General features: G+C 32.3%; 19 protein-coding genes and 1 pseudogene. 5 read left to right on the forward strand and 15 right to left on the reverse strand.

The window, feature by feature from the left end; genetic code table 11:
* Positions 1-53: 53 nt before the first annotated feature.
* Positions 54-758, reverse strand: a pseudogene (gene kdsB, locus C1X07_RS25265) (3-deoxy-manno-octulosonate cytidylyltransferase); the annotation flags it as partial.
* A 158-nt stretch (positions 759-916) separates the two neighbouring features.
* Positions 917-2,344 (reverse strand): ATP-dependent DNA helicase, encoded by a 1,428-nt coding sequence (locus tag C1X07_RS04265; protein ID WP_103068704.1) that lies wholly within the window; start codon positions 2,342-2,344, stop codon positions 917-919.
* 136 nt (positions 2,345-2,480) lie between these two features.
* Here C1X07_RS04265 and C1X07_RS04270 point away from each other — a divergent pair, with 136 nt between their 5' ends.
* From C1X07_RS04270 to C1X07_RS04280, 3 genes are read left to right on the forward strand one after another with little or no spacing between them, the layout of a single operon-like run.
* Complete coding sequence (locus C1X07_RS04270) at positions 2,481-3,125, forward strand: hypothetical protein (RefSeq protein ID WP_103068705.1); 645 nt, start codon at positions 2,481-2,483, stop codon at positions 3,123-3,125.
* Positions 3,106-3,933: a DUF3822 family protein gene (locus C1X07_RS04275; protein ID WP_103068706.1), complete on the forward strand. Its 828-nt coding sequence runs from the start codon at positions 3,106-3,108 to the stop codon at positions 3,931-3,933. Before C1X07_RS04270 ends, C1X07_RS04275 begins: the two co-directional genes overlap by 20 nt.
* Before the next feature lie 4 nt (positions 3,934-3,937).
* Complete coding sequence (locus C1X07_RS04280; protein WP_103068707.1) at positions 3,938-4,474, forward strand: RsmD family RNA methyltransferase; 537 nt, start codon at positions 3,938-3,940, stop codon at positions 4,472-4,474.
* Positions 4,475-4,667: 193 nt separating this feature from the next.
* Here the strand turns inward: C1X07_RS04280 and C1X07_RS04285 are convergent, their stop codons facing one another.
* The 9 genes from C1X07_RS04285 to C1X07_RS04325 form a co-directional block, all read right to left on the reverse strand.
* Positions 4,668-5,120, reverse strand: coding sequence for a hypothetical protein (locus tag C1X07_RS04285; RefSeq protein ID WP_103068708.1), 453 nt, complete (start codon positions 5,118-5,120; stop codon positions 4,668-4,670).
* A gap of 203 nt (positions 5,121-5,323) precedes the next feature.
* On the reverse strand, positions 5,324-6,226 hold the full coding sequence (locus tag C1X07_RS04290; protein WP_103068709.1) for an aldo/keto reductase: 903 nt from the start codon (positions 6,224-6,226) through the stop codon (positions 5,324-5,326).
* A 45-nt stretch (positions 6,227-6,271) separates the two neighbouring features.
* The gene (locus C1X07_RS04295) at positions 6,272-9,196 is read right to left on the reverse strand and encodes a glycoside hydrolase family 3 N-terminal domain-containing protein (protein WP_394335659.1); all 2,925 of its coding nucleotides are present in this window, start codon (positions 9,194-9,196) and stop codon (positions 6,272-6,274) included.
* Between the two features lie 7 nt (positions 9,197-9,203).
* Complete coding sequence (locus C1X07_RS04300) at positions 9,204-9,689, reverse strand: ABC transporter ATPase (protein WP_103068710.1); 486 nt, start codon at positions 9,687-9,689, stop codon at positions 9,204-9,206.
* A 111-nt stretch (positions 9,690-9,800) separates the two neighbouring features.
* Entirely contained in the window at positions 9,801-10,592 is a 792-nt protein-coding gene (locus tag C1X07_RS04305) for a (Fe-S)-binding protein (protein WP_103068711.1), read from the reverse strand.
* 62 nt (positions 10,593-10,654) lie between these two features.
* Entirely contained in the window at positions 10,655-11,101 is a 447-nt protein-coding gene (locus tag C1X07_RS04310; protein WP_103068712.1) for an LNS2 domain-containing protein, read from the reverse strand.
* A 79-nt stretch (positions 11,102-11,180) separates the two neighbouring features.
* Complete coding sequence (locus tag C1X07_RS04315; protein ID WP_103068713.1) at positions 11,181-12,506, reverse strand: (Fe-S)-binding protein; 1,326 nt, start codon at positions 12,504-12,506, stop codon at positions 11,181-11,183.
* A gap of 6 nt (positions 12,507-12,512) precedes the next feature.
* Positions 12,513-13,463 (reverse strand): MlaD family protein, encoded by a 951-nt coding sequence (locus C1X07_RS04320; protein ID WP_103068714.1) that lies wholly within the window; start codon positions 13,461-13,463, stop codon positions 12,513-12,515.
* A gap of 87 nt (positions 13,464-13,550) precedes the next feature.
* A complete protein-coding gene (locus C1X07_RS04325) occupies positions 13,551-14,675 on the reverse strand; it encodes an N-acetylmuramoyl-L-alanine amidase family protein (RefSeq protein WP_103068715.1) in 1,125 nt (374 codons plus the stop codon).
* 202 nt (positions 14,676-14,877) lie between these two features.
* Between C1X07_RS04325 and C1X07_RS04330 the strand changes: the two genes are divergently transcribed.
* Both C1X07_RS04330 and C1X07_RS04335 read left to right on the forward strand, forming a co-directional pair.
* A complete protein-coding gene (locus C1X07_RS04330) occupies positions 14,878-17,661 on the forward strand; it encodes a putative LPS assembly protein LptD (protein ID WP_103068716.1) in 2,784 nt (927 codons plus the stop codon).
* 75 nt (positions 17,662-17,736) lie between these two features.
* A complete protein-coding gene (locus tag C1X07_RS04335; RefSeq protein WP_103068717.1) occupies positions 17,737-18,117 on the forward strand; it encodes a RidA family protein in 381 nt (126 codons plus the stop codon).
* A gap of 78 nt (positions 18,118-18,195) precedes the next feature.
* On the opposite strand, the gene C1X07_RS04340 is transcribed toward C1X07_RS04335, so the two are convergent.
* From C1X07_RS04340 to C1X07_RS04355, 4 genes are all read right to left on the reverse strand, one after another.
* Positions 18,196-20,382, reverse strand: coding sequence for an alkaline phosphatase D family protein (locus tag C1X07_RS04340; RefSeq protein WP_128755194.1), 2,187 nt, complete (start codon positions 20,380-20,382; stop codon positions 18,196-18,198).
* Between the two features lie 280 nt (positions 20,383-20,662).
* Positions 20,663-20,917: a hypothetical protein gene (locus C1X07_RS04345; protein WP_103068719.1), complete on the reverse strand. Its 255-nt coding sequence runs from the start codon at positions 20,915-20,917 to the stop codon at positions 20,663-20,665.
* A 432-nt stretch (positions 20,918-21,349) separates the two neighbouring features.
* Positions 21,350-21,802: a hypothetical protein gene (locus C1X07_RS04350; protein WP_103068720.1), complete on the reverse strand. Its 453-nt coding sequence runs from the start codon at positions 21,800-21,802 to the stop codon at positions 21,350-21,352.
* Between the two features lie 37 nt (positions 21,803-21,839).
* Positions 21,840-24,062 carry a nitric-oxide reductase large subunit gene (locus tag C1X07_RS04355; protein WP_103068721.1) on the reverse strand — a complete coding sequence of 741 codons (2,223 nt, stop codon included), beginning with the start codon at positions 24,060-24,062 and terminating at the stop codon, positions 21,840-21,842.
* Positions 24,063-24,090 lie beyond the last annotated feature (28 nt).

Genomic DNA, 24,090 nt, shown 5'->3' on the forward strand with positions numbered 1-24,090 from the left:
ACTTCGGGTGTAGTAATTATAGATTTTGGATTCAATAGATCTTTTTTATTTATTAAACTCTTTGCTCTTTCTAAATCTTCCGGGGTATCAATCTCTACGCCTTCATGATGCGTTTCGACCATCTTAATATTTTTGCCATATTCAAGATATCGAATACATTCAATTTTTTCTGACGCTTCTAAAGAGCGCATAGATAAACGATAAAAATCTAAAATGGCTTGTTTTCTAAATGCATAAACTCCTTTATGCTTATAATATATATGGTTTATTTCTTTATCTCTAGGATATGGGATGGGTGCTCTCGAAAAATACAATGCATAGTCATTTTCATCCACGATAACCTTTACACTATTAGGATTCATGATATCATTCCAATCATCCATAGGTGTCATCAAACTAGCCAAATCTATACGGTCTGAGTCATCCTGATAAAATACATCTAATACTTTTTCTAAGCTCTCACGATCTGTAAAAGGCTCATCTCCCTGAACATTTACAACAATGTCCACATCCATATTTTCAACAGCTTCTGCAATTCTATCACTACCACAAGTATGTTCCTTCTTACTCATTATAGCAATACCTCCATGAGAAGTGATTTCATCAAATATTATATCACTATCCGTAACTACGTATACTGCATCAAAAAGTTTCGAATTGAGGGTTGCTTCATATGTTCTTCTAATGACGCTTTTCCCTCCAAGATCCTGCATTAGCTTACCAGGAAATCGCGTGGCAGCATATCTCGCAGGAATCATTGCGATAGTTTTTAGAGTATTTTTGTTCAAAATCTGTTGCTTTTCTAGAATTGCAAAAATAACTTTTTTAAATTAATTCTCCTGCTTAAGAATGTATTTAGTTAAATACTATTTCTAAAAAGCACCTTAAATCCAAGATTATAAACAAGTTAAGAATGTTAATTTTCAACAAAAAAATCGTCTTTAAACCCTATAAGATATAGTTTTTTCTTAGCTCTGGTAACTGCTGTATACAACCACCGTAAATAATCTCTGGTTATCCCATCGGCAAGATAAGGCTGTTCTATAAACACATTATCCCATTGTCCTCCCTGAGACTTGTGACAGGTAATAGCATAAGAGAATTTAACTTGTAAGCTATTAAAAAACTTATTATTCTTTACTCCCATAAACTTTTTGTACTTCGATTTTTCATCTTCAAAATCCTTCAAAACTTCCTGATAGAGTCTATTTGATTCTTCATATGATAAAGATGGAGTTTCTGAGGTTAAAGTATCGAGCAATAAAACAGTTTCAAAAGGTTTTTGATCAGGATAATCAACCATGTTTACATTGACAATAGCAAATTTGAATCCATACAATTCTTTAATAGAAAAAATCTCCAAAACTTTGATTATATCACCATTAGCTATAAAACCTGCTTCGCTTTTATTATCTAACCAAAAATAGTTATTCTTAACGACCATTAAATAATCTCCGGCAGACAATTCGTCTTCCTGAAAAAGTATTCTTGAGCGAATTTGTTGATTATAAATATTCGCTCTTTTATTAGATCGTAATATAATTACAGATTCTTCATGTCCAGAATTAGCATATGCATCGTTGAGTGCATCCATAATTTCATGACCATCAAAAAAGCGAATAATATCTGTATAACCTAATGTTTGAAATTGAAAAGACTCATAAAATCCATCGTTAAGAATTTCCCTCAAAGATGTCGCATTCATAAGAATTCCACTGTTTTCTGCCTGTCTTACTACTTCATCCAGTTCGATTTGAGTAACTTCTTTATTAAAACCCATTTCGAGATTATTGGGATCTAATGCCGGGCTCACTTCTAATTTAACAGGAGGTAATTGGGCTGTATCGCCTATAAACAATATTTTACAATTATACCCAGAATATACATACATCATTAGATCGTCTAGCAATGACCCATTTTCAAACAACTTGCTATCACTAGGGGTATCAGGAATCATTGAGGCTTCATCTACTATAAATACAGTATTGCGACTTTTATTTTGTTTTAATTGAAAAGCCAATCCACCGCTCTTATTTTTTTTGGGGTAGTAAATATTTCTATGTATAGTCTGAGCATGTTTTCCTGAGAAATTACTAATTACTTTTGCTGCTCTACCCGTTGGAGCCAAAAGAACTGCATTTAACTTGGCTTTCCATAAATTCTTGACCAAAATTCCAATTAATGTTGTTTTTCCGGTTCCCGCATACCCTTTAAGTAAAAAAAGGGAATCTTTTGATCCTGATAACACAAAATGAGACAACTTTTGTAGTACAATATCTTGTTTTATGGTGGGTTCAAAAGGGAAATCTTCTTTTAATAATTCGTAAAATTCTTTTTCCCTCATTAAAAAAACTTATCTATATAGTTCATATCTCTATTAATAAATCAAAGATAAGAAGGATTTTTTGGCAATAAACTTTTACGATTAAAAAAAAATTGTAGATTTGCGTATACACTAATGTTTAAAGCTAAATCATAAAATGAAAATTGTTGTTCAATTAGTTCTTTGGGTAGTTATAGGATTTCTAGGGTACATGGTATTCAATTCTGTAAATGGTCCTGTAAAGTTCAATAAAGTAAAGAAAGCAAGATATGCCAAAGCTGTTGATAATTTAAGAGATATCCGTACAGCTCAATTAGCGTATCGATCAGTTACTGGTAAATTTGAAAAGGATCCGGTAAAATTAATTGCTTTTATCGATACTGCTAAGTTTACGCTAACCCAGAGAAGAGATTCGAGTTTTACTAGATTTAATAAGATACTTAAAATCGACGAGCCAAGAGATACTGTTGTTATAGATACACTAGGTTTTGCTTCTGTAAAAGATTCTCTGTTTAAAACAGGAAGTCATAAAAATATGATGAAAGTACCTATTGAAGGTGTTGATTCTAATTTTGAATTAGATGCTGGCTACATTAATAAAAATGATCTTAGAATAGCTGTTTTTGAAGCTAAAGTTTCTAAAGACGTATTATTACATGATCAAGACAAAGATCTTTTGTATCAAGAAAAAGAAGTACAATCAGTTGATGGAGTTAATGGTCCATTTTTATCTGTAGGATCAATGACCGAGGTAATGACATCTGGAAACTGGCCAAGAACTTATGGTGCAAACGACCAATAATAGTATTGACAATACATCAAAAAAATTGTCCATTCAGGTAAGCCTGAATGGACTTTCTTTTTGTGCTTCAAATTCTAATGATCAACAAATTACATCAATTGAGCACGAAAATTTTGGAATACAATTAACCCCGAAACAAGTTCTTGATAAAATCAAGTATAATTTTGATCATAATTATAACCTAAAAGGAACTTATGATATCATTGAAGTAATTTACCACAATGATCTATACACTGTTGTCCCCAAATCCTTGTTTAATAAAGAGTTAATAAAAGACTACTTAAAATTCAATACAAAAGTTCTTCAAAACGACTTTATTACCTATGATGAATTGGATCAACATGATATCATAACGGTATATATACCATATACGAATATCAATAATTTCTTTTTTGATACTTTTGGTTCATTTACCTACAAACATTCTAGTTCTATCTTGATAGACACACTTCTGAGGCAAGAAAAAAACAGCGATTCTGCTATGGTTTTTGCTAATATGAATAAGACTTCGTTTGATCTGGTTATAATCAATAAAGGCAATCTGATACTTAGCAATACTTTTCAATACCACACAAAGGAAGATTTTTTGTACTATCTAATGTACACCACTGAACAACTAAAATTTAATCCTGAAGAGTTTAAATTAGTCTTCTTAGGGGATATCAACATTGGTAGTGATCTTTTTGACATTGCACATACTTACATTCGAAATGTAAGTTTTGGAAATCATACCAAAGAACCAAGTATATCCCCAGAAGTGTCCCCTTTTGAGCCTCATCAACATTTTATATTACTAAGCCATTTCTAATCATATGCGTATCATCTCAGGAAAGTTTAAAGGAAAAAGACTGACAGCACCAAAAAAATTGCCCGTTCGCCCGACCACAGATATGGCAAAAGAAGGTCTATTCAATATATTAAGGAATCAATACAATTTCTCTCAGCTATCTGTTCTCGACCTTTTTGCAGGAACAGGTAACATTTCTTATGAATTTATTTCTAGAGGAGTAAAAAAAATAACTGCTGTAGATTCTCATTATGCGTGTGTCGGATATATTAAAGGCACAGCAAAAGAACTCGATTCGACAATTGAAACAATTAAAAGTGATGTATATAGCTATCTCGAAAAAGTAAAACATAAAGCAGATATAATTTTTGCTGATCCTCCTTACGATTTTACAAGTGAGCAGTTTCACAAAATTGCTTCATTAGTCTTCGAGAATGAGTTACTAAACAAAGAAGGTGTGTTGATTATAGAGCATTCTAAACATACCTCTTTAGAGGAATCCAAGTATTTTAGCCATTCAAGAAAATATGGAGGATCTGTTTTTAGTTTTTTCGAAAACTAAAAACAGGTAATCTTACCATACTATAATCCTTAACTAGTATAGCCATATCAAAAACCAAATGTACAGACATCCTTTTTCATAAAACACTTGCTCAAATAAAGATACTTCCTCTTCTTCTATTAAGAAGTACTACAATACAATTACGCATTAAAAACGGTGCAATAGTATTTCAGAGAGATCTACTCATGTAAAACTATGAAGTCATTACCGATGTTCTAATCGAAAACTCGTCAATACTTGTTAAGTTGCTTAATGAACTAATCTGACAAGAGGCATTGCTAATTATTTCTTCATAAAAAGCCAAAACATGAACATTAAATCCTGGCGTATCCTCTGCTGTAATTTTAAATATATCCATTTGATAAATAAAATTATTCAAAATATGATGACTAGAAGAAAGCATAGCCTTATATATATTAAGCTTAGCATTTTCAACTTGCACCTTTTTACTATGTCTTCTAGTATCTATAAAAAGGAAAATAAAAAATATGATAAGAGGAATTATGATTTCATCAAATTCAAATTTCTCCAAACTTTCTAAAAAAGTAACAAATTTTTCAAATAATTCAAGTTCTAAAGTAACAGATGTTATGAATATAAAGATAGATAACGCCAATCCTATAAAGGTTAGTTTGTACTTATTCATTAGTATTTGATAAAGGTTAGGGGTATAAAGTTTACATTGTATTTAAAGTATATCCTTTTGCAGAAAAATATATCGCTCTATAAATACAATGTTAATTATCAGAAATAAATGTACACAAAAAAACTATAATTTACAAGTAGAATACAATCACTTCTTTAAAATTATACTTATTCCCCTATCAAAAAACCGTAACAACTAGCCTACTATGGTACCGATTTACCCATCGAAGCTTCCCAAATCATAAACCATTCTTCATCGGTAATTCGGATTTTTAAAGCATCTACAGCAGATTGTATACGGCTAATTTTGGTAGAACCTATTACTGGTATTATTCCTGAGGGATGCTTAATAAGCCAAGATATTAAAATTTTGTCTAGCGTTGTATTATACTTTCTAGCCAATTGATTCGCGACTTCATTAATTCGGACTACTCTATCCCCAGGAGTACTTGCAAAAAAGCTACCTTTAGCAAGTGTAGAATATGCCATAGGTCTAATATTTTTAGTAATACATTGATCCAAAGTTCCATCAAGAAAAGGGTTCAGATGCAAGGGAGAAATTTCTATTTGATTTGTTGTCAAAGGCACAAAGGTATTTAACATTTCGAATTGAGTTCTGGTAAAATTAGAAACGCCAAAATACAAAACCTTACCTTTGCTTTTGAGTTTAGTAAAAGCTTCTGCAATTTCATTCGGGTTCATTAACGGACTAGGTCTATGAATCAATAGAAGATCCAGATAGTCTGTTTGCAATTTTTTTAAAGATTCCTCCACTGATTTAACAATATAACCTTTACTAGTATCATAAGAAGTAATATTGTTATCAGGGCGATTAGGAGTTACTAATTTAATTCCGCACTTACTAATAAGTTGTATTTTCTCTCGTAGCGCATGATTGCCTTTTATCGCCTTACCAAATAACTTTTCTGTAGTATAATGACCATAAATATCTGCATGATCAAAAGTAGTCACCCCAATATCAAGGCAATTATCGATTAATTCTTTAGCCTCATTTACAGTTAGGTTAACACCCCACTCACCCCAATTCATACAGCCAGCTACTATTCGTGAAAAAGTAGACCCTTTACTTGAGACTTGAACATTCATATCAATTAAGTATTAAAAAATGATTATCAATTGGGTATCAAAAAATCAATAATCTATAGACTCATATATAATTCTTTGTATTTCTGAACGAATATCATTAGATATCAGTTTTCTATTTGCTGCATTGGGAAAAGTACGATTGCTCAAAAAGACATATATTATCTCTTCTTCAGGGTCTGCCCATGTAAAAGTGCCTGTAAAACCACTATGACCAAAACTTGTTTTTGATAAACATCCACAAGTGGGTCCTGACTCACCCAATTGTGGTTTATCAAACCCTATCCCACGGCGTACTCTTCTATGGCAATAATGACAGGTATTAAACTCATCCAAGGTTTCTTTAGCAAAATATTGTTTTCCGCCATAATACCCTCCATTAAGATACATCTGCATTATCTTAGTCACATCATTTGCATTAGAAAACAAGCCGGCGTGTCCTCCAACCCCTCCTAACATAGCCGCACCCTGATCATGAACATAACCATGAACAACCTCTCCTCTATAAATTTTATCATTTTCTGTAGGCACAATCCTTTTTTTCTTAAATTTTGTCAAGGGTAAATATGTAGCATGATTAGCTCCTAATGGCTTATAAAAATGTTGCTGAGTGAGTTTATTTAACGAATTACCGTAATGTTTTTCTATAAAAGCTTTTAAAAGATAAAATGGTAAATCGCTATATTTATAACTTAATCGTCCTCTTAATTCACTATCCCTAATCTTTAACAACAAGGAATCCTTCATATCACTTCTAAAGTAAAGATTATTGGTTACTTCAATATTAAATTCATCAGAACGGCTAGTTCGATAGTATTTCTTATCCGGTTTTCGGGTTATAGAATCCATGGTATGCACATAAAAAGGAATCCAAGCTTTTAACCTTGCATAATGAGACAACATTGATTTTATTGTGATATCTTCCTTATTTGAACCTTGGAAAGAAGGTAACATTTTACCTACTTTAGTATTTAAATTAATTACCCCTTTATCTTTTAATTCTATAGTTAGCGGTAGGGTAGCCAATATTTTGGTTAGAGATGCCAAGTCATACACATCAGACCCTTTAACTTTTCTAAATTTGTTATAGGTGTGATATCCATAGTTTTTATTAAATATCACCTTGCCCTTTCTTGCAACTATTAGCTGTACACCAGGAGCCATTTTTTCGTCTATAGCAAAATTTACAATAGAATCAATTCTAGCAAGTTTATAAGAATTCATGCCTACACTTTCTGGTAAACCATATGACAACCTATTAAGCAATCTTGTTTCAAGTCCTGTTCCTACAGGAAAATCTTCTCCTATACTTACAGGAAGTTTCCCTTTAGATTCCAAAGCACCAAAAAGCAATTGCGCACTTTTTGCCTGAGCTATCTCACTGTTTTGATACCCCATTACAATTCCTTCAAAGTTTGTAGTAGTTAACATATCTAACATTGCATAGGGTTTTGCAAAAATGTTAAGAATCGTTGTATTTGTTCTAGCTATCTCATACAACCACACCAGTTCTTTATCTTTAAATTTATATGAAGCCCAAGGAGAATCATTAGATTTATGAAACCCCACAATAACATAATTATAATTACGTAATTGATCCATCATTTCTCCTAATTGACCTGCTTTCACCCAATCCACCTGAGTATATTTACTTAATTCCTCATAAAAGGTTTCTCCTGAATCATCCCCAAAAGAAACATATGCAATTTTCTTTAAATCAAGATTCTTAATTGGCAATGTTGCTCTTTCATTTTTTAAAACTGTCAAAGAATTCTCTACTAACTTATGCCTAAGCACCTTATTTTTTTGACTGTTTAATTCTTCAAGAAGAAAATTTTCTTTAATTGGTTGATATGCATTAAGACCTGCCTTATATTTTGCAAACAAAATCTTTTTAACAGAATGCGACAATCGCTCTTCACTTATTTCTCCAGAATAGTATGAAGAAACAATCTTCTGAGATGCCAGTGGTACATTTTCTGACATTAAAAGTATATCGTTTCCAGCCAAAAAGGCAGCCAAATCAACATCTCCAGGAGCCTTATAATCAGAAACACCTTTCATATCAAGGGCATCTGTAAAAATTAACCCTTTAAAATTCAAACTATCTTTTAGTAATGCTGAAACTACCTTTTTAGAAATTGAAGAAGGATAATCCGATCTATACTCCAAACTAGGAACATTCAAATGCCCAACCATCACACTTGTCAATCCTTGATCAATAAGTTTTTTATATGGATACAGCTCAATACTATCGATTCTCTTATAATCAAAATTAATTGTAGGAAGCGTCTGATGTGAATCACTATCGGTATCTCCATGCCCAGGAAAATGTTTTGCACTTGCCAATATCCCTTCTTGTTGCATCCCTTTCATAAATGCTAGTGATTTCTGAGCAACTACTTCTTTATCCTCACCAAAGGAACGATTTCCTATAATTGGATTTTGAGGGTTTGTATTTATATCTACAACCGGAGCAAAATTAATATGCACTCCAATTCGTTTACAATCTCTTCCTATTTGTCTTCCGGCTTCTTCTATTAAACTATCATCTTGGATAGCACCAAGTGTCATGTTCCAAGGAAAGTCTTCTACAGAATCGAGGCGCATTCCTAAACCCCATTCTGCATCCATACCAATTAACAATGGTATCTTGGACAATTCCTGATACTGATTACTTAATTTCACTTGTTTTCCAGGAGTTCCTTTAGAAAAGACAACACCACCGATCTGAAACTCCTCAATAAGCTTTCTTATTTTATCTTTCTCTTTTTGAGAATCAGAAGAAGACATACTTACCATAAACAACTGCCCCACCTTTTCCTTAAGAGTCATTCTATTATAAATACTATCCACCCACCTTTGTTGGCTCTCAAAATCCTCAACAATCAGCGGATTATCCAGCTGTGCATTACCAACAAAAGTTAAAAAAAATAGTATGAAAGAAAAATACTTACTTATTATCTGCCGCACGAAAAATTTAGTTTAAAAAACGATTATGCCAACTATCTTTTGCTGGGACTTCCCAATTGGTGCGATATTCGGCAATATTCGTAACTAGGTTATTAAAAACGATAGTATTTGGGGATACTGACTTGTTTTTAGCCATTTTCTTAAAATCTGAAAGAGCTTTATAAGCTACAAACTCTCCTTGTTTAAAAGACACATTCATCTTATCTAATAAATCTACACCATATTTCTGCTCCAATTGTTGGATAAAATATACTGAAGCGTCAATAGAACAACCTGTAGCCGGGTTCACTCCTTGATCCAATCCAATGGTTATAAATCTCTTATATTTAATCTCATAACTCGCTCGTAGATCTGCACCATGTGCTGTCCATTGAGTTATAAATTCGTCTAACTTTTTTTTTATCTCTTCCAATTCATCAACACTGAATGACCTATTAGCTTGATAAATCCAAACTCTAGATGTTTCGGGAAGGTCATTAAATTCTACTAACATGAGCTATTTTTTTTATTAAAGTAACAAAAACTATTCCTATTTATTATCACAAAAAAGAGTTAATATGAATAAACAAATTAACTCTATTAAATTATCCTTAATCAGAAAAGCTTATAAATCTTGAGCATTAGCAATAAGCTCTGCCACGTCTAACACCTCAATACTATCTTCTTTTTCTTTACTTTTTACTCCGTCGGTCATCATTGTATTACAAAACGGACATCCCGCAGCAATTATATCAGGTTTAGTTTCTAAAGCATCCTCTGTTCTCACAACATTAACATCTTTATCACCTGGTTCAGGCTCTTTAAACATTTGCGCCCCTCCTGCCCCGCAACACAATCCTTTTTTCTTGCAGCGCTTCATTTCTATAAGTTCTACTTCAAGTTTTTTAAGTAAATCTCTTGGAGCTTCATATACATTATTCGCTCTACCCAAATAACATGGGTCGTGAAATGTAATTCGTTTGCCTTTAAACTTTCCTCCTTCTACTTTTAGTCTACCTTCATCCAAAAGTGACTTAAGAAACTGAGTATGATGCATTACCTCATAACTACCTCCTAATACTGGATATTCATTTTTAATAGTATTAAAACAATGAGGACAAGCTGTTACTATCTTTTTTACTTCATAAGCATTTAGAACTTCGATATTAGTAACTGCTTGCATTTGAAACAGGAACTCATTTCCCGATCTTTTTGCCGGATCTCCAGTACAACTTTCTTCTGTTCCCAACACAGCAAAGTCTACATTAGCATTATGAAGTAACTTCACAAAAGCCTTAGTTATTTTTTTGGCTCTATCATCAAAACTACCCGCACAACCTACCCAAAACAAAACTTCTGGTATCTTGCCTTCTGCCATATATTCTGCCATTGTAGGCACCTTTACTGTTTCACTCATATATAAAGTATTTAAAATCTATGATTTCTATTTTTAAAATTAAAAACCACAGAATTTATATTTTAATCGTGTTTTCCGTCATCAAAAACTTCGATAGTCACCACTCGCTCTACCAATTCGGTAAATTTACCCGTATATCTGGTAGCCTTAACTAAGTGATTATCTATCCAATGATAATTCCCTCCTCTTGGTTTACCCATTAAAAGACTATGATACTTAAACCCATGCGTTTTTAACCATGTTTCGGTTACTTCTCTGTGTTCTTCAGTTCTTGAAGTAAAAAAGCATATAATATGCCCTTCATCATACCATTTGTTTAAAGTAATCAGCGCATCAGGAAAAGGAGCACAAATAGCCATTCTTTCTGGTTCTTCATTAGGCACATCTTCTGTAATAGTACCATCAATGTCAATAAGATAATTCTTAATTCCTTCTGGTAAGACAGGACTTATATGCTCTCCTTCTTCTATCTTATCATGCAATAATTTTTCTACTTCTTCCTTTTTCATCGTTTTTATTAATTTATGGTTTAATTGGTTAAAAGTTTTAGGTTAAATTAATTTATTATGATCGGTTATTCAATAAAGTTTATTCTTTACTCCAATTTAATCGGTCCATTTGGTTAAATGGCCATGGAGCCCCATTATTCTCTATATTCGACATCATATTATTTAAATCCATTGGTGCCGCACTCTGTTCCATTACTAGATAGCGTCTCATATCTATAATAATAGACAAAGGACTTATACTCACAGGGCAAGCTTCAACACAAGCATTACAACTTGTACAAGCCCATAATTCTTCAGGAGATATATAATCGTTTAGCAATTGTTTTCCATCATCAACAAAACTACCGTTCTTATCTATATTATCTCCAACTTCTTTAAGACGATCTCTGGTATCCATCATAATTTTTCGAGGAGATAACTTTTTGCCTGTTTGATTTGCAGGACATTCACTGGTACAGCGTCCACATTCGGTACATGTATATGCATTTAATAACTGAACCCAATTTAGATCTGTAACATCAGACACTCCAAATTTTTCTGGCTCTCCTTCTTCTTGATCATCTGCAGGCGCAGCAAAAGGATCAGCATTTGGATCCATCATAAGCATTACTTCTTTAGTAACCGCTTCTAGGTTGTCAATTTTTCCTTTTGGATTTAAATCTCCATAGTATGTATTAGGAAATGCCAACATGATATGAAGGTGTTTAGAAAAATATAAATAATTTAGAAACACCAATATCCCCAAAATATGAAGCCACCAGGCAGTTCTTTCTATTATTATCAATGCCATTTCAGATACCCCATCAAAAAGAGGTGATATGAATTGACTTACTGGGTAAGCTCCGGCTTTAATATAATGATCAGCACCCATATCCTGTAATTGCAGATCTGCCGCATTCATTACCAGAAATAAAGTCATTAAAACCATTTCAAAATACAAAATGAAATTTCCGTCATTTTTTGGCCAACCTTTCATTTCGGGATTCCAGAAACGCTTTAACTTAATAATATTACGACGAATCCAAAACAAAACAACCCCAACAAATACTAAAAGTGCTAAAATCTCAAATGATGCGATTAAAAAATCATATATACCTCCCAAAAAGGCAAAAACTCTATGTGTCCCAAAAATACCATCGATAATTATTTCTAATACTTCAATGTTAATAATAATAAAACCTACATACACTACAATGTGTAATATCCCCGCTACCGGACGACGAACCATTTTTGATTGACCTAAAGCAATCATTGCCATATTCTTAAATCGTTCTCCTTTATTATCAGAACGATCAACATCTTTTCCTAGTCGTATATTACGAATTACTTTGCGAATATTTTTGGTAAAATACCCTACACCTGCTACTAGGGCAAGAACGAATAGAATATTAGGTATATAGTTCATCATTTTTTAATGTATTGAATCTGTTGGTTTTTCGTAAGGAGTATTTTTCTTTCCAAAAACCGAAATATGAATATATCTCTTCGGGTTTAATCGTAAATCCTGTAGAAGTAATTCTAATTGTTTACCAGTTTTTTCTAAATTATCATATAACTTATCATCTTTTAACAGCTTACCCGCGGTGCCTCTTCCAGAATTTAAGTCTTTAGATATTTTATTAAAATTAGCTAATACCTTTTCTAAATCTCTTCCTAATTTAGCCACATTTATTTGGGCTAAAGAGTCAGAAACTTTGTTAAGGTTTGTAGACATACTATTCAGATTGTTAATCGTATTATTCAACTTACCTTCGTTACCTGCTAAGATAGTATTTAATGATCCTGAAGCTCCTTTAAAATTCTTTACTGTAATGCTTAGATCTTTAAAAATTGAATTAAGATTGTTCTTATTATCTACGTTAAGAATCCCATTTACAGAATTTAGTAGTGTATCTGCATCTGTAATTGCAGCTTCAAGTTTTTCTTGTAAAGGTGCTAGCTTATCATTTACCAACTCTAGTAATCCTGATTCTATTTTACCTGGTAATGTATCCCCATCTTTAGCATCTAATCCTTGTTCATAAATGGGCATTATCGCCAAAGACTTTCCTCCTATTAATCCCCCTCCATATACCTTTGCAAGACTATTTTTAGAAAATGAAAAATCACTATCTACATTAAATTCTACAACAAGATTACCTTTGCTATCTGCAAAGCTTATTGATACTATTTGCCCAACTACCAATCCATTGATCGTTACAGGAGAAGAGGGTATTAACCCTTCTACATTATCATAGACAGCATAAAAGGTTCTGTCGTTTTCTAGGAGATTTTTCCCTTTCAGGAAGCTGTAGCCAAAAATCAAAAGTGCTATTGCGCAAATTGCTAATATTCCAGTCTTAACTTCTCTAGTAAATTTCAAAATAGATTATATTTTAGGACACAAATTTAGAATAAAAAATAGATTTCTACTGATAATTTGATAAGGAATTATCAGTATTTATTTAGATTAATTCGAAGATGTGCTGGGTTTTAATGCTTCTGTTAATGGAATTGATTCATTATCGCGAAATGCAACAATAAAGCTAGAGTCAAATCCTTTGCCTACGGCAATTTCTCTTAATTCTTGAATTAAAGTATAATTAGATGTACTGCCATAGTAATATTTATACAATTCTCCGGTCTTAATTTTAGATAGTTGATCCAACCCACTAAAATTAAAAGGTTTTAGTTCTATATCACCAGCTCCGGCAGCTATCTGCACTTTAAATGTTATATCGTCATACACTTTATCTCCTTCCATATGAGCTGTTACTCTGGTTACTTCGGGAGCTTTGGGCTGATATACTTGATAAATAGCATCCAAACTTTCTTTATAATCTATTATCGATTTGGTTATAGATTTTGCCATATCATCTTGCCCCTTTATAGAATTAAGATATTTTCCCTCATTAATATTTGTCAGAAAACCTAGCTCTATCAAAACACTAGGCATATACGTTTGGTGTAGTACTACAAAACCTGCTTGTTTAACTCCTCTACTCTTCCTATCTAGACTTTTTTTAAATCGGTTTTGCACAAAACTTGCCAAAGTAAGGCTTTGATCTAAATACTCCTCTTGCATTAGAGTCAATCCTATTATCGACTCTGGGGAGTTAGGATCAAATCCATCATAATTCGCTTGATAATTATCTTCTAAAAGTATAACAGAGTTTTCATTTTTTGCTACATTAAAGTTTTCATCATTGGCATGCAGCCCCAACACAAACGTCTCTGTTCCATAGGCTTGGGATCGGTGCGAATTACAATGAACAGAGACAAATAAATCTGCTCCTGCCTTATTCGCTATACTTCCTCTTTCATGGAGCTCTATAAACACATCTGTTTTTCGAGTATACACTACCTTAAACCTCCCATCATTCTCTAAGGCTTTACCAACCGCCAATACCACTTTTAATGCAATTTCTTTTTCTCTATATCCGTTACCCCTATTTCCAGAATCATGTCCTCCGTGTCCGGCATCTAAAACGACAACAAATTTTTCTTTTTCCTTAAAGACATCAACAGGTCTAAAAGAGAATATTATAAAAATAAAAAATACTAAAAAAACAATATGTATTATACTTCGTTTCATCAATTACAAATAATTTTACTACTATTCTTGAAACATTCCCTTCATGTTTCAGTTTTTAATATAACAAGTTAAAAATCTAAAGATTGTGATCTATAAAATAAACTTAAATCTTCTATGTTTATATAGCTTAGAAGACCCGTCATTGACATAATTTTTTATTTTTTCACTAATTACAATCTAAGGATAAAAAATATATGTAATTTTGGCACTTCAAAAACTAAGCCATACTTATACAAAAATAGGATTTAAACCATTGCAAACAAAGGTACGCTACATACTTTATTCACTAAGTTTTTCACTGCTTTGTATTTATCAAATTAGTGCACAAGAAACAAACAAAACTAAAGAAGTGCCCATTCCTGCGGCTCAAGACACGGTTATCAACACTGAAAATGGTATTGAGATAAACAGGGAGGAATTACTTAATGAAAAAAATCAGGATACAACAAAACAAGACACCCTTGCTACAGAATCACAACTACTAACTGATAAAGTAGTATACAAAGCAATTGATTATATGCGATTAAGCCGTAAAGAAAACAAAATGTATCTTTATGATGATGCCGAAATTGTATATGGTGAAATGCAAATTAATGCAGGTTATATTGTAGTAGATAATAATAAAAATGAAGTATATGCTTATGGAATCAAAGATTCTTTAGGAGAATATATTCAGACCCCTGTTTTTAAACAAGGACAAAATATAGTAGAACCAGATTCTATTCGTTTTAACTTTGATACAGAAAAAGCCCTAATTTATAACTCTAGAACTGAGCAAAATGGGTTCAAAATCAAGAATGAGATTTCTAAACGTGAAAACGACTCGGTTGTTTACATGAAAAATGTAAAGTTTACCACTTCGGAAAACATAGAAGACCCTGAGTACTATTTTTATGCCCGTAGAATCAAATTTGTTCCTAAAAAGAAAATTGTAACAGGTCTGGTAAACATGTTTATTGCTGATGTACCTACTCCATTAGGTTTACCTTTCGGTTATTTTCCTCTAACAGAAGACAGAACCTCTGGTTTTATACTTCCTAGTCCTGGTGAAGAGAATAATAGAGGCTATTTTTTACAAAACGGAGGGTACTATTTTGCAATTAGTGATTACATTGATCTTACTATAACCGGGGATTACTATACTAATGGTAGTTATACCCTTGCTACAGAATCGGCATATGCAAAACGTTATAAGTTTAGAGGCAATTTGAGATTTAGGTATGAAAATAATTTGCAAAGTGAAAGAGGCTTTCCCGATTTTTCTAAATCAACAACATATAATATTCAATGGTCACATAACCAAGATGCTAAAGCTAATCCCAATTCAAGATTTTCGGCTTCAGTTAATTTTGGTAGTAGTGATTATTTTCAGCAGTCCACAAATCAACTTAATACCGGAAACTTTTTGAACAATCAATTGAGTTCATCTATATCCTACTCCAAAACATTTCAGGGAGATCCACAAGTTAATGTTAATGTTGCTGCTTCGCATAATTCTAATACCAATACTGAGGTTGTAAACTTAAAACTCCCGGTTGTAAGTGCTAGCGTATCCAGAGTATTTCCTTTTGCTCCCAAAGTAGGGGTCAAAAAGGGAATTATCCAAAACATAAATACGCAATATAATTTTAGTGGTGAAAATGATATTACTACTGTTGATAGCCTACTATTTAAACCCAAAATGTTTAATGATGCGAGAGTTGGAATGCGACACACAATACCAATAAGCACCAATTTTAAAATATTTAAATACCTAAGTGCCACAGCCGGAACAAATTTTCAAGAGAATTGGGTTTTTGAGACCATAGAACAAAGTTATGATGCTAGTGCTAATAATGGTGCCGGAGAAGTTGTAAAAGATACTATACAAGGTTTTGATTCTTTTCGAACGTATAACTTTTCTGCAAGTTTAGGAACTACAATTTATGGTACTTTTCCTTTTAAGAAAGGGAAGAAAATAGAAGCTATCCGACATACAATGAGACCTTCTATTAGTTATAGCATTAATCCTGCTTTTGATCAGTTTTATGACACTTATAGAAAAGAAAATGATGATCCTTCAACTCCTGATGTTGATGAAACTGAAGATGTAGAGTATTCTAGATTCGAGGGAGGATTCTATGGCGCTCCGAGTAATGTATTTTCAAGTAGTATTGGCTTTTCTCTTAGTAATAATGTAGAAATGAAGGTAAAAAGTAAAGATAGTACGGATACAAAACCCCGAAAAGTTACCTTACTTAATAATCTTAATTTTAGCACAGCTTATAATATTGCCGGAGATTCATTGCAATTAAGCCCATTATCAATTACAGGAAATGTTCCTATAATCCAGAATAAGCTTGATATAAATTTTAATGCCACCTTAGACCCTTATGCTTTGGATAACAATAACCGTAAGATCGATGTATGGAATATTGAAAACGGGGGTAGCTTGTTTAGATTAACAAGAGCTAGTGCCAATTTTGGATATTCTTTCTCTAGTAAAGATTTTGAGAAAGGAAAAACTAATGAAGATCCTTACGAAAATCAAAACTTTAGAAACGAAGGTAGACCAGATAATCTATTCGGCGGAAACACTGATTTTGGAAATGCCCAGTCCTACGATAAGACTAAGGAAAGTAAAGACGATAAGGATGTAAAACATTATAATTACAAAATCCCTTGGTCCCTTAGACTATCATACAATGTAAATTATAACAATAGTGCCAGGCAAAATGAAATATCATCACATTCGATTATGTTTTCTGGTGATGTAGAGCTTGCCCCGAGATGGTCTGTTGGAGTTTCATCTGGGTATGATCTTAAGAATCCTGGATTTACTTATACCAACTTAAGATTTCAAAGAGATTTAGAAAGTTGGGTTATGAACTTTAATTGGATACCTTTTAGTGATAGGACTTCTTGGAATTTCTTTATAGGTATTAAGTCATCAGTACTTAGTGATATTAAATGGGACAAGAGAAGAGAACCAGATAGACAACTCTAATAGATATATTATAAAATTTTGGACTAAGTGTTTATTTTTACAAGAAATAAAATTAACTAATAAATTCTTCTTCACATGAAAAAAATTGTTACTACCACCAAAGCTCCTGCTCCAATAGGACCATATAATCAAGCTGTTTTAACGGGAAATATGCTGTATACCTCTGGGCAAATTGCAATACATCCAGAAACTGGTGATCTTATTCTAGATGATATAAAAACAGAAACAGAGCTAGTTATGCAAAATCTTAAAGCTGTTCTTAATGAAGCTGGGATGACTTTTGAGAATGTGATTAAAACTACCATTTTTTTAAGTGATATGAATAATTTTACTGAAGTAAATGCCATCTATGGTAATTATTTTGATGATAATACAGCTCCTGCCAGAGAAACGGTTGCTGTCGCTGCTCTCCCGAAATTTGTGAATGTAGAGATATCGGTTATTGCAGTACAATAACTTATTCATATAATACAAAAAAGTCTGAGTCTTCTTATTGGATAACTCAGACTTTTTTCTTTTAAAAGTCTCTATTCATTATTTGATACTAATTTTTCTGCTTACCTTTAAGTCGCTTGTTTCTATAACAACAATGTAATTGCCTTTTTTTGTACTACTAGCATCAAAAGCAAGATTATAAATCCCCTTTTCCATTTGTCTATTTTCTAATCTCTGAATCATCTTTCCACTCAAATCGTAGAGTGAAACTAATACCTTTGTATTTTTATTAACCAAATAATGAATATTACCTTCATTCTCCATTGGATTTGGATATACTCCAATAATAATCAAACCTTCTTCGGAAATTATAGTTTTAGGATTTTTAGTATTTAATAATTCTTGATTAACATCTCTTGTTTGAGCTACTGCAGCAACAGAAGTTTTTCTTACTGTACAATTATCAGTATTCACGTACCAACTTCTAGATCTTCGTTCACCCAACACAGGCTTTGTTATATCATCAATATCAAACCAGTCTGCCTGCACTTTATCCTCTCTTACATCCAAAATAAAATATCCGTGGTTATCCATATCTACATCCTTGATATGTTTATTTAACAACTTGATGTAAAATTCTGATACACCAGCAGCAAATCCACCTAGAAAATCCAAATTTTGCGAAGTTATACTTGGAACAACAAATTCGCACATTTCGCACTCTCCTTTATATTTTACTTCTCCAACGAAAGTACTATGTATATCTCCTGTAAGTACAACAACATTATTTATTGAGTTTGTTTTTATATACTCTAGTAGTCGCTCTCTTTCCTCTGCGTATCCATCCCAAGCATCATTAGATGGTACCCCATTCCAGGGCATTACCATTACCTGATTGCCTATTATTCTCCATTTTGCATCAGAATTAGACAATTGATCTTTTAGCCAATTAAATTGTTCTGACCCTAATATTGATTTATACGTAGCTTTATTTTCTTTACTATTAAACTGCTTGTTATATACAATTCCTTTTTTTAATAGAGTTTCTAATTCTAATATCTGTTTGCTATTTGAGTTAGTAGTTTTCTTCTCTACGATTAGGTCTGTAAAACTATTAACGACCGTATTAAATTCTTTTTTTGATAACCCATTCTGATTTTTATTACTTTTATCAGACACCAAAAGTATCATTGGCAACACTTTAGCTAGTATTTCCTTAACATCAGTCTTACTCTCCAGATTTTTCTTCGCTATCGTGTTTTTTGCATATTTCTTAAACTCTTCATTAGAAGAAGCCGCACTAATTAAGTTTTTAGATGTACTAATTTGAGTTTCTCTACCTTCTATCCTAGTGTCTAACATAATAAGATCCATAAGCTTGCCGTAAGAAATAGTCCTATATAATCGATATTGTTCGATTGTATTTGCTCGTACTGGCATCCATTCAAAATAAGCTTTATATGCATTGCTTTTTCTAACTTCCCAACTACCTTCTGTTTCTGGATTATGATTTTCTGCTCCAAATTTATTAGCATCATTTGCAAATTCGTGATCATCCCAAATGTTAATAAAAGGATGTTTTTGATGTACATTACGGAGCATAGGATCTAATCGATAATACGAATAACGCACTCGATAATCATCTAATGTTATAATTTCATTTTCTGGAAGGTGTCCACGTCCTATTTCATCATTATATCCATATCCCCCAGACTCATATTCGTAAATATAATCTCCCAAATGAATCACTGCGTCTATATCGTTACGTTCAGCTATTTGATTATAGGTATTAAAATATCCATTTTGATAATTAGAACATGAGACCACGGCAAAACGTAAATTATCTACAATTGTATTTTTTGCTGGAGCGGTTCTTGTTTTACCAATAATTGACTTTACACCCAAGGCTTCAAACTGATAATAATATGTCTTAAAGGGACTCAATTCTTTTACGTCTACCTTAACCGTATAATCTTTATCCTGATTTGTAATCACCTGACCTTGTTTTACAGTTTGTGTCATTGCTGCATCAGTAGCTACTTGCCAGTCTACCAATACAGAAGTTACATTAGCTGTCACTCTTGTCCAAATAATTACCGAATCTTCTAAAGGGTCGCCAGAAGCAACACCGTGATAAAAAGGAGCTAGATTTGTATCAAAATAATTTTCAATTACCCCTTTTGTATTTCCGTGTTCTATTTTGGTTAATCTAGTTCCTATATCTTGGGCATAAAAACATTGAGTCATAAAAATGAATACTATAAATTTTTGTAAGAAGAATTTCATGTAATTTTTGTTTAGTTGGTTTACGATTGTTCACTACGAAATTACACTAACGACTATGCAAAAATCATGGGAGGTTTCTTATTTAATACAACCTTAATTTTGATAACAATATTTTTTTGTTTTGAAACAAAAAATAACTTTTTACTAATCAGTACACCAACTAATTTTATTATGCACGCATAGCTAATTGAATAATCAAACTAGTTAACCAAATTTCTCTGATATTTGGAATTGTTAATTTTTTCAGATCCTTTCCGTTTTTTTGAAGTTAAAAGCTTATTCAACTAACTACACTAATACTCTTTGAATAGAACCCAAACCGAAACCCCACCTCTTCTGCATAAACAAAACTTTGAAGCGTAAAATCATATTTTAATGGAGCATTCAATTCTTTCATTATATTAAGGATACGATATAATTTGGTTTTAGAAATTCTTAATCTATACGCAAAATCTTCTGGTGTACCTGTGGCCTGTAAACGAATAAGTTGATCCATTCGTTCTATAAGTTCTATTTGTCTGATAACACTATTCATAACTAAATATAGATTAAAGAATGAGGAGCTCTAATAGTCATTGTCTAATAGCAAATATGAAAGGAGTTAGTTATTTACGTGCTTTATTAATTCTGTAGAATGTACGACCCTTTTTTCAAGTTTATTAAATACGCTAGCAGTTATGAAGTTTCCTTTTTTAAAATTCCCACAATTATTTACATTACACTTTTTCATTTAGTCAAATGTAATAGTATCGATCAATCAAAAGCAAGAAAAGCAAGTCGGTTTTTATAAAAGTCGACCTGTTTAAAAACAACACAAAAACCTGATTAACAAAGTTTTAAATCCAATCCGTAGGTTTAAAACAAAACGGGACAAAAAATAAATATTTATCCCGTTTTTATGACTGTTACGAAAAGTAGTCATTTTCTATCTCTTTAGTTTCTTTTCGTATTTAATCAAAATCTATTATTATAGTTTAATAAGTTCTTTTCTATAAAACATCACTTGCTTATACCCTATATAAAACAATAAAAACAATTTAATAACTTCTAAAAACACATACATACGATGTTCTGTATTTGATGGTGAAGAATTTCCATTTATGACAAGTTCTGCGTAACCATCCAAAATAGGTAATAGATAAATAGATTGAAACCCAACGATCGCAAAAAGAATAAGCAAGCCAACAAAAAGTTTAAAATCTGTTTTTTGAACATATCTTATATGACTCAATAAAAACACACTAAAAACAACTTCAATTTTGTTAAGCATATTAAATACTATTATTCCAATTTCTACTCCAATCGCGGTTGTTACGGAAGGTGCCCTAAATTTTAATGGTGCTTCCATAAAGCTTATTGCCAATACAAATCCAATCCAAATAAATACTAAAACAAAGCTATAGTTATATACTGTTTTCATCAATAGATAATTTTAATTCCTAATCGATCTTTTTAAACTACTTATCATCCTTAGCAAAACACTTTAAGGTTTCTTTAATAGTAAACCAGCAAAAATATCCGATCCCTACAGAAAAAATTACGTCTCCTATAATACGTAACCATTTAATTACCTGAAATATTGGAGAATACAATAACTCTGAACTTCTTGCATACCAATACCCATGTTTAATAGAGGCCAAAGCTTGTATGATACCTTGTGGTAATAAACTAAATACAACCATAGCCATTAAGCCTATATTTAAAGACCAGAACGAAATTTTCAATATTTTATCGCTCCAAACAGTTTTTGATATCATTCTTAAACAGAAAAGTATTAACCCCATACCAAGTATACCGTAAACTCCAAACATTGCAGTATGTGCATGTACCGCAGTTGTATTTAACCCCTGGATATAGTACAAAGCAATAGGAGGATTTATCAGAAAACCAAATACGCCGGCTCCTAACATATTCCAGAAGGAAACTGCTAGAAAGAAATAAATAGGCCATTTGTACTCTTTTACCCATTTTTTTGCTTTTAATAAACTCCAATTTTCCCATATCTCATATCCAATTAATGTTAATGGCACCACCTCTAATGCACTAAATGTTGCTCCCAAAGCTATAGCATGAACAGGTGTACCTGAAAAATAGAGATGATGTAATGTTCCTATTATCCCTCCAGAGAGAAAAATGATAGCGGACAGAACGGTTACTCTACCTGCTGTTTTACCTTTAATCAGTTTCATCTTTGTAAATAGGAAAGCAATAACTACCGTGGCAAAAACCTCAAAAAAACCTTCTACCCATAAGTGAACTAGCCACCATCTCCAGTAGTTTATTACAGACAAAGATGAGTTTTCTCCATACATTAATCCTGAAAAGAAAAATGATCCAATAGCAATAACCGAAATCAAAAATAAAATTAGTAGGTTTCTTGTATTATCTTTTCGTCTAATACCTATCATAATATGCCTTCCGACTAGAAATACCCATAACACTAAACCTACCGCCAATAAAATTTGCCAAAACCTACCCAAATCCATATACTCGTATCCTTGATGACCAAAGAAGAAGTTAGTTGTCAACTCCAGATATTGCTTTACGCCTAACCATTCTCCTACCATAGACCCGAGAACTACAATTAATACAGCGATAAACAAAAAATTGATTCCAAATTTCTGGAATTTCAATTCTTTATTACTGACTAATGGCGCTATAAACAAACCTGTCGATAACCATGCCGCTGCAATCCAAAAAATAGCTAGTTGAGTATGCCAGGTTCTACTTATAGAATAGGGAAGGTATTTGGATAATTCGAATCCAAAAAATGCCTGCCCCTCTACACTATAATGAACAGTAACGATACCAAGAACTACCTGTAAAGCTATCAAAAGACTAATAACAAAAAAGTACTTTAATGTTGCTTTTTGAGAAGGAAATAGTTTGATTTTTTTCAAAGGGTTAGTCTCCGGAATTTGATCATTATCATTTTCACTATGACTACTTCTAATATGATACCACACCATAACAGAAATAAATAGTAAAAGTAAAATAATAGAAAAACCAGACCATATTTGAGCATCTACGGTGATATTATTGTCTATCAGCGGTTCGTGTGGCCAATTAGAGGTATATGTAATAGTATCACCTATCCTATTGGTTGAAGCTGCCCATGAAGCCCAAAAAAGAAAAGCGTTTAGATCATTAAGTTTTGATTCATCAACGAGCATATCTTTAGGTATTGCATATTTCTCATGCCCTTTTGAAAATATGCCTTTATAATATCCAGAATTAGAAAAAATAGCTTCCTTTCTATCTTCAGAAATCAATATGTTTTTTGTTGTTGTATTGTAAGTATTGGTTTTAATCTGATCTACTAAACGACCTTTTAACAGTCCTTTATTTTCTACTGATAAATCTTCATATTTCTTGTCATAGGATAACGCCCATTTTTCTAATAAAAACACTGCTTCTTTATGAATCCAGTCAGCTGACCAATCAGGAGCAACATAACTTCCGTGCCCCCATATTGATCCTACTTCCATTCCTCCTATTGATTCCCAAACGTTTTGTCCTCTTTGAATATTTTCTTTTGTAAATATTACTTCATCTGTTCCTGTGACCAATACTTTTTCGGGTATTGGAGGCTTTTCTTGGTAGATTTTGACTCCTACCCAAATCAGTGCTGCAAACGAAAGCACTATTACCGTAATAAACCCTATCCATATTTTTTTCATTGTTCTAGTTTTGATTTCTATAAATTTT

This window comes from Aquimarina sediminis (assembly GCF_002895435.1).
Taxonomy (GTDB): Bacteria; Bacteroidota; Bacteroidia; order Flavobacteriales; family Flavobacteriaceae; genus Aquimarina; species Aquimarina sediminis.